The sequence below is a fragment of the Sulfuricurvum sp. genome (assembly GCF_036279695.1).
In the GTDB taxonomy this organism is placed as follows: Bacteria; Campylobacterota; Campylobacteria; order Campylobacterales; family Sulfurimonadaceae; genus Sulfuricurvum.
Window position 1 is genome coordinate 1 of the sequence record NZ_DASUIQ010000033.1, and the last position, 8,025, is coordinate 8,025.

An 8,025-nucleotide genomic window follows, 5' to 3' on the forward strand; every position below is an offset into this window, starting at 1 on the left:
GCGTTTAAAAATTTATCGATTCGCAAATAGGTTCCGTAGTATTGAGTTTGAAGTGGTTATTGTAGGTAATGAAAGCTAAAAGAGAGGTAAGAGCGCAAAAATTGTTCCACAATTTTTTAGGATTGCGATTTAACTCCCAAATCCACTTTTAAAATTGTCTTTGGCAACAACGATCTGTTTTTGTTTTTCTTTGCGTGCCGTATCTTTTTCGACGAAGATTTTTTTACGCGTTTGCGGGTCCATCTCGGTGTAGTACATCACCGCAGAGTACGTTCCCGGTGTTGGGGTAAAGACCTGTGCTTGTTCGGGATTCATCTTTAGCTCATCCGTAGTAAAGCGTTTGAGATCGTGCATATCTTTCTCGGTACACCCCGGATGGGCAGCTATGAGATAGTAGGTCAGGAACTGCTTTTTTCCCTCTTCGCGGTTGAGCTGGTCATAGAGCTTTTTAAAATCAACTAACGTTTGTTTCCCCGGTTTGTTCATCAGATGAAGAACATGCTCGGAAGTGTGCTCGGGGGCGACTTTCATCTGTCCAGAGATGTGATGACGCACCATCTCTTTGAGGTATTCATAACCTTGTCGTTTGTCTTCGTTGATAAGATCGTACCGAACCCCCGAAGCGACAAACGCTTTTTTGATCCCTCGCACTTCTCGCAAACGACGGAGGAGATTGATAACACGTGTGTGATCGACCTTCATCGATTTACACAGATGGGTATCATCGACACACCGCTGATGATCGCAGGTGCCGTGTTTGAGCTTCTTGTTGCACTCATATCCGTACATGTTTGCCGTTGGGCCTCCAACGTCGCTGATGATCCCTTTGAAATCCTTATACTCGGTAAACTGCGTCGCCTCTTTTAGGATAGATTCTTCACTGCGGGTACGGATGGTGCGTCCCTGATGAACCCCGATGGCACAGAAATTACACTCACCCCAGCACCCCTGATGGGTCATGATAGAGAATTTGATCGTCTCCAAACACTTCACAGCACCTTTGGGACGATGGTAGGGATGAAGCTCACGGGTAAAGGGTAATGCGGATACGGCGTCCATCTCGCCCTCATCCAGATAATCGGCAGGAGGGTTTTGGATCGCGTATCGTCCGTCCACCTCTTGACACAGCCCCTTTGCCGAGATGGGGTCGTTATGGTTATAAAACATATCGAAGAGATCGATATAACGCTCTTTGTTTTCCAAACACTCGGCATGGGATGGTAAGCTCAAATACCCCTCGATCGGCTCTTTGGCGATATAACACACCCCTCGAATGGTGTGGGGAGATTCGCCCGCGGCTAACGCTTTGGGCAGAGCGATGATCGCCCCCTCCCCCATTCCGTAAATCAGATAGTCGGCTTTGGAGTCAAAGAGGATCGGTTTGCGCAGTTTGTTTGTCCAATAATCATAATGAGTAACACGGCGCAAACTCGCCTCGATCCCTCCGAGGACAATAGGGACGGTGTTTTTGAAATATTTGCGGATTAGGTTCGTATAGACGAGCGTTGCACGATCGGGTCGTGCGTTATTAACACCTCCGGGGGTGTAATCATCGCTGTTGCGGAATTTTTTCGTCGCGGTGTAGTTGGAGACCATCGAATCGACGCTCCCGCCACTCACCCCCCAAAAGAGTTTCGGCTCCCCCAAACGCATCACATCATCCGTAGTAATATCAGGCTGTCCGATAATCCCGACACGATACCCCTCCCGCTCCAATATCCGACCCACCACGGCAACCCCGATAAAAGGGGAATCGATATAGGCATCGCCGGAGATGAGGATAACATCGCAAGCGTCCCATCCGCGTGCGTCCATTTCGGCACGGGTAGTGGGTAAATAACGGAGGGTTTCAGGAGTTATGGTTTTCATAGTGCGATTGTACGGTGAGGACTCTTACAAAGAGGTTCAACCTGCGTTATAATAATCAAATGGAAAACAATTTAAATCAAGAGATCATCGAGCATCTCATGCACCCACACAACTACGGTCCGCTCGAAAACCCAAGCGGTGTCGGAGTAGGACACTCGGAACAAAGCGGTGAATTCGTCATTTTTTATATCGATGTGAAAAATAACATCTTGGAGCGTGTCGGCTATGCTACCAACGGTTGCCACGATACGGTGGTTTTGGGATCGATGTTTACCGAGATGATCAAAGGCGAATCACTCGACTATGCTCAGAGTGCGGTGGTAAAACTTCGTGAAAAAGTAGCCCTTGGGCCGGTAAAACAACAAGCGTGTGCTCAGATGGTACTAAGCGCTTTTGAAGCGGCACAAATACATCAAACACAAAAAGCAGGCGGCAGCACGGAAGAGCTGCACGCTATCGAAATCGATATGGAATGTGAGGTAGAAGAATGATAACCCTTTTTCGACGAAAGCATCAGCTTTGGCTGAGAATAACATTTATGTCGTTTTCGGTGAATGATCCGTGGGTCAAAAATCGTTTGTACGAATTTTCAAAAATCGAATTTCGCCATCTCAAATGGCTGGCGCAATCGTTGTATGAAAACACAGTTGCTTATGACTATGAACGCGATCCTAAATTCTCTATTGAGAGTGACTCTTTTTTTAGTCTAGTTCATACGGCGATGAATGAGATTAAAGCACTCCATCTTTTATATGAGAATTCACCCCTCTGTGAACGGATGAAGCATGATGAAAACTATATCCTCACAACCTTGCACAGCTATCTCGAAAAACTGACGTTGGATGAGCCTATCACCGCATTCAACCGTGAACGTCATTGGCCGGATGCCCTGTTAAGTGAAAGTGAAACGGATGCCCTCACCCTCTTTTTATTCGAAGAGCTCTACAAAGAGTATGAGCTTATCATGATCTATTTTTACCGACAGATTCGTGCTACGACACCCGCTCAGGTAACCTATTTTCAGGATTTAATGGATGAGTCCCATTTTCATCTGAGATCTTTCGGCGAGATGATGGCGAAAATGGGTATTTTGGCACTCCCAAGAACACTCCATCCACGCACCTATGAGATCACCGATATGGAAAAATTTCTCCGTGGCGGAATAGTTGAAGAGGAAAATGCGAAAGAGGAGTGCCGTAAACTCTCCTCCTCTATTCGTGATGAAAAGCTCTCCAGCTTTTTTGAATTTATCAATTTTCAAGAGAGCTATCACATCGAGATTATGAAAAAATTATTAGGAGAAAAGTATGATTGAACAAGGAAACATTTTTATTTTGTTGGGCGTTATCGCTGTTTTTGCCTTTGTCCTTACCCGCAAAAAAGGGTAAGTTACTGCAACAGTGCAACCGGTGCGATATGAGAACCTTGGAAATGCTCGATTCCAAGTGCGCTTAATCGCTCGACATCTTTCGCCTCTTCGATATTGATCGCTATAACCGAAATCCCAAGACTGCGAATAACGTTGTTAAAACTCTCCCTGCTTTTTCCGGTACTCTGATCGACCATCATATCCTGCAAATAGGCACAGTTTGCTTTGACATAATCGGGGCGGATTGCTTGGAGATAATGGGCTCCCGCTTCAGGAATAGCAAAATGGTCGATCCCGAAACGGTAACCGAACATTTTGACCATTGCACTGATCGTTGATACCGCTTCAAGATCATGCAATGCGGTAGTGTTGCTCACTTCAAACCATAATGTCAGATCATTCGTACGATGAAAACTCTCTAACTGCTCTCTCAACCATTGAATATTGGCGTATTTTTTGACAAAATCAGCACTAAGATTGAGTGCTAAAGGGGTAATCGGATTGTGCTCTTGAATATGTTTGAACACTTTTTCGATCATATAACGATCGAGGGTATCGATCAGCCCCAAACTGGTAGCAACGGGGATAAAATACCCTGCGGAATGGATCACCCCATCACGATCGAGCAAACGCAAATAGATCTCCTCATGCAGAGCGTTCAAACTCTCACCACGCTGTTCCACCACACTTTGAAACGCTAAGAGCATTCGAGATTCATTTAAACTTTTGAGTAACTCTTCTCTCCACTCTTCACGTCCCAATACCAGTTTGTCATCGCTCTCTTTATTAATATCGATCATAAAATTACCGCGAAGTTTCGCTTGTGTTACCGCATGGTCGGCGCGGGAAAAGAGCGATTTCAGACTGTCGCTTTCACTGTAGGTACCGATACCGCACCCTAACACTAAATACTCGGAGAGATTGCTATCCATCTCATCAATCACCTGATGCATATGGATCATAATCTGTTCACACTGATGGGCAATCGTATGCATCTCACACGTAGGGAGAACCGCAAAAAAATCGGATTCATTCAACCGAGCGATCAGAGCATGTCGAAAAGAGCCCAACTGAGTATTGAGTGTTTCAGAAAATATATTGATGAATTGAGAGTATCTCTCATATCCGTTTTCACGCTTCAAGCGATCGATCTCATCCAAACTCATCATCACATAGATACCGGAAGATAACGATGCATCCGATTGAAGGTAATCGGGAAGTTTTGCGGTAAGGTAACGGCGATTATGGAGTTTAGACTCTGCATCTTTATAGAGGAGTTCATGATAACGGCGCAGTGTCTCGTTTTCCCGCTCAAAAATATCTTTTACTTTTTCCACCATCGCATTCATCGCCGTCGTTACTGAGCGAAATTCCGTCGTAAAGGGGATCTTTTTCTCGATAATAAATTCATTATCGATAATAGCTTTGGCTTGATTTTTAATCCGTTTAAGGGATTTGAGACTCACCGAGAGGAGCATATAGAGGGTTATAAATACAACCGCGGCAATCATTAAAAATGTTTCTATCAAATCGATCAAAGTCGAATAGAGCTGCCGATACGCATTACCCGTATGAGAGCTCACTTCGAGAGTACCGAAACGGCTCCATCCGATCATAATATCACTGGTCGCATTCTCGGTATGGATCGGAACCATTTTGATAAACCATTGCGGTACATCGCTAACTCGAACATCCGTACTTCGAGTATAAACCTCTTTACCTTCTATGTCGACCAAACGTATCTGCTGGTAATATCCGCTGTCGTAAATCGCATTGATCATCGTCTCCATACTCGATGTGTCGGATGGATCGGCAACTTTGGAAAGAGAGAGTCCCAGAGAATGAGCTGTGTTTTTTGCATCGTTATAGAGTTGATTTTGTACGAACTCTGTCGCCGAGCGAAAATTGAGTACCATCACCGATACTAAAATAACCGCTAAAAAGAGGCTTAACATCATCACTAGTTGCTTAAATAAACTCATTACAATTTCCTTCTATCGTGTAATTATCAGTTCGTCCCACGGACGGGTCTGTTTTGCCGCTGCGGGAACCATTTTTCCGATTTGCGCCTGCTTGGCATTAAACAGTTCATCCCCGCTAAAACTGTAAATCGGAATCAAATCATCCCTCTGTGATGCGGGGAGGATTTTGTAGTTATAGTTATCCAATACTAACGGCTCTGATCTGGGGGTTGCATAGTAGGTGAGAACCATATGTGCCGTTTTATATTTTAACGATTTGGCATAGGTCATAAACAGTTTTGAGGTAGGAACCCCTAGCTCTTTGAGGGTGAAATATTTGGCAATAACGTAATCTTCACAATCGGCTTTATCTTTACCGATAAATTCATACCGAGTCGCCCAATAATCACTTATTCCCCACGTCTCTTTATCGGAAGCATACGGAGTTTGATTAAAAAAATCGTTCACACCGTTTAATTTCGCCATCTCACCCTCATCTCTCACTTCATTCATCATCTGAACCAACGCGTAAGCACGCCGAGCGGCAAACGTACCGTATTCACGCCCGATTTTGTCTAAAAAAGCTTTGGTAATAGAAAATTCGGGAGAGCTGAAAAGTATGGCGGTAAGTACCGCCATGATGAAGAAAAGGGTGAGCGTCTTTTTCATCCTTTTATTTTAGCGTAATTGTTTACGAGTGTGTAATATCTTGTTCAATTTTCACCGTTACCGTCGGATCGCTCGCATTCGTGCTTTGGTATGTATATACATCAAAGCCTGAATCACTAGTTTGTGTTACACTGTAGTTTCCTGATACCGTTGGAACGTTAACACTATCTGCACTATCTCCGATAATACTTAACGTATTATTGCTATCGGTCATATCAATCACATCTTGAAGAGAGAGATTGGTTATATTATGATTTCCGTTGATCGTAAGATCGATCACCTCTATGTTTTTAACCGCATTATTGGTCGTATCCAATGATGCGAAATTAATAGTTGTATCTGTCGCATTAAATACCAATGTATCCGTACCGGCTTCACCATCCACTGTCGTATCCAAGGCATCGTAAACCAGTACATCATTACCGGTTCCACCGTACAATACATCGGAAGATGTTGTGCTACCAATAAGAATATCATTTCCAGCACCACCCATAATAGTAGTAGCCAAAGCATTATTATCAATTAAAATATCATTCGAACTTGTACCGTCAAGACTGCCGTTGGTATCACGGCTAACAGTTACAGTGCCTGTACCTGACGTCGTAGTCGTGGTATTGGTATTGAGATTAGTTACCGTATCGGACACACTATAATCGAAAGAACCTCCAGCTGTATTATTATCTTTTACCGATACATCACCGGATGCGGATAGTGTCGGAGTATTAGAAAGACCGCTTGCATTAGAAACCGAAGCGATATCATTCGCTGAAACATCATTGTGCAAAAGAGCCCATTCCGGAACCACAAAAGTCGTTGAACCCGCATTCGTAATAATATTATCGGCTACAACGCTTAAAGTGGCCTCAGCCGGAACGACAATACTGATATTTTGTGACGTTGATGAAGTATAAGATCCATCCGTAGCAGTGGCGGTTACCGTTAAAGCTACCGTTCCATATACATTCATCGGTGCGGTAAGAATCAAAGAAGCCTGATTCCAACCGCTAATATCAACTGAAGTTGAACCTGCAGTTGCTGTAAACACATGCGTACCATCCGAAAGAACAAACCCAATCGGCAACCCGCCAATCGTTGTCGTCAATACTTGAGCCGTACCGGTATCAGCTAATCCGGATGAAACATGCAGTTCTACCGATCTATTATCATAAACCGTAATCGTATCTGTAGACGTTGCAGCTTTATCAAATGCAATCGAATGGATCAGATAATCATCTCCCGAACCTACTGCACCGAATCTGACTTCATCAAACTGAGATCCATTTGACGGCTGTAAGGTAATAGCCGGATCAACAGCATCCGATCCACCTTTGTAAGTACCGGTTCCGACTAAAACACCGTTTTTATAGAATTCAACGAGTGCTGTCTCATTAGGATTTTTCCATGCGAATGACACATCTATTGATGACTGGACATGATCGAAATGGACAACCAGTTTTTCTGAACCTTTTCCATCAGCATAACCAATTTCAGTATCTGCACCTGATGCAACACCCGAAACACCGAAACCTTGTGGGGATGAATTTGTACTAATAGTAGTCGTATTACCATTTACATCCTTTGCCATAATACTAAATCCATTAGTTGTACTTGAAAGATTTGAAATATCAATGGATTGAGAAGTAGTCCCCTCCCCTACAACGCTAAGGATTGGTGGGGTTGGATTAGTATCCACTACGTTACTCTCATTGAGGGTAATAGTCGCATCGGTAGCGTTGCCTGCCGCATCTTTAGCGGTGATGACGTAGCTTCCGGTGTTGGTACCTGACTCGAAGTCGTTGACCGCGGAAGCCGCGCCCGCGGTAGTAAGGGTGATGACACCGCTGTTATCGATTTGATAGAAACCATCCGCTGAGAGGTTGGTTCCGGTCGCTTTGAAGGTATAGCCGGTGACACCCACGTTATCGCTTGCGGAAACGGTTGCAATCGTGACGCCCGATACGGTGTTTTCCGCATAGGTGAAGGTTTGGTTTGCGATCACCGGTGCGCTATCGACGCTGTGCGTGTGAGTCGTAGAGCCGGTAACGCTGTTACCTGACGCGTCGGTTGCCGCGACGCTTGCATCGATTGTGGTGTCGGCAAGGAGATCGCTTCCTGCGACGTTGATGCTGTAGGTTAGACCTGTTCCTACGAGACCGG

Annotated in this window: 6 protein-coding genes; 2 read left to right on the forward strand and 4 right to left on the reverse strand. The window is 44.6% G+C overall.

Annotation, left to right across the window (positions count from 1 at the left end):
• Positions 1 to 129 precede the first annotated feature (129 nt).
• Positions 130 to 1,869: a YgiQ family radical SAM protein gene (locus VFW36_RS03515; protein WP_329657428.1), complete on the reverse strand. Its 1,740-nt coding sequence runs from the start codon at positions 1,867 to 1,869 to the stop codon at positions 130 to 132.
• Positions 1,870 to 1,928: 59 nt separating this feature from the next.
• Here VFW36_RS03515 and VFW36_RS03520 point away from each other — a divergent pair, with 59 nt between their 5' ends.
• A complete protein-coding gene (locus VFW36_RS03520) occupies positions 1,929 to 2,360 on the forward strand; it encodes an iron-sulfur cluster assembly scaffold protein (RefSeq protein ID WP_329657429.1) in 432 nt (143 codons plus the stop codon).
• Positions 2,357 to 3,184: an iron-binding protein gene (locus tag VFW36_RS03525; RefSeq protein WP_329657430.1), complete on the forward strand. Its 828-nt coding sequence runs from the start codon at positions 2,357 to 2,359 to the stop codon at positions 3,182 to 3,184. Before VFW36_RS03520 ends, VFW36_RS03525 begins: the two co-directional genes overlap by 4 nt.
• Before the next feature lie 74 nt (positions 3,185 to 3,258).
• Here VFW36_RS03525 and VFW36_RS03530 read toward each other — a convergent pair whose 3' ends face one another.
• From VFW36_RS03530 to VFW36_RS03540, 3 genes are all read right to left on the reverse strand, one after another.
• A complete protein-coding gene (locus VFW36_RS03530; protein ID WP_329657431.1) occupies positions 3,259 to 5,220 on the reverse strand; it encodes a bifunctional diguanylate cyclase/phosphodiesterase in 1,962 nt (653 codons plus the stop codon).
• Positions 5,221 to 5,232: 12 nt separating this feature from the next.
• Entirely contained in the window at positions 5,233 to 5,868 is a 636-nt protein-coding gene (locus VFW36_RS03535; RefSeq protein WP_329657432.1) for a transglutaminase-like cysteine peptidase, read from the reverse strand.
• Between the two features lie 22 nt (positions 5,869 to 5,890).
• Positions 5,891 to 8,025: beta strand repeat-containing protein (locus VFW36_RS03540; protein WP_414720232.1), on the reverse strand; the 2,135-nt coding region annotated here is incomplete at its 5' end.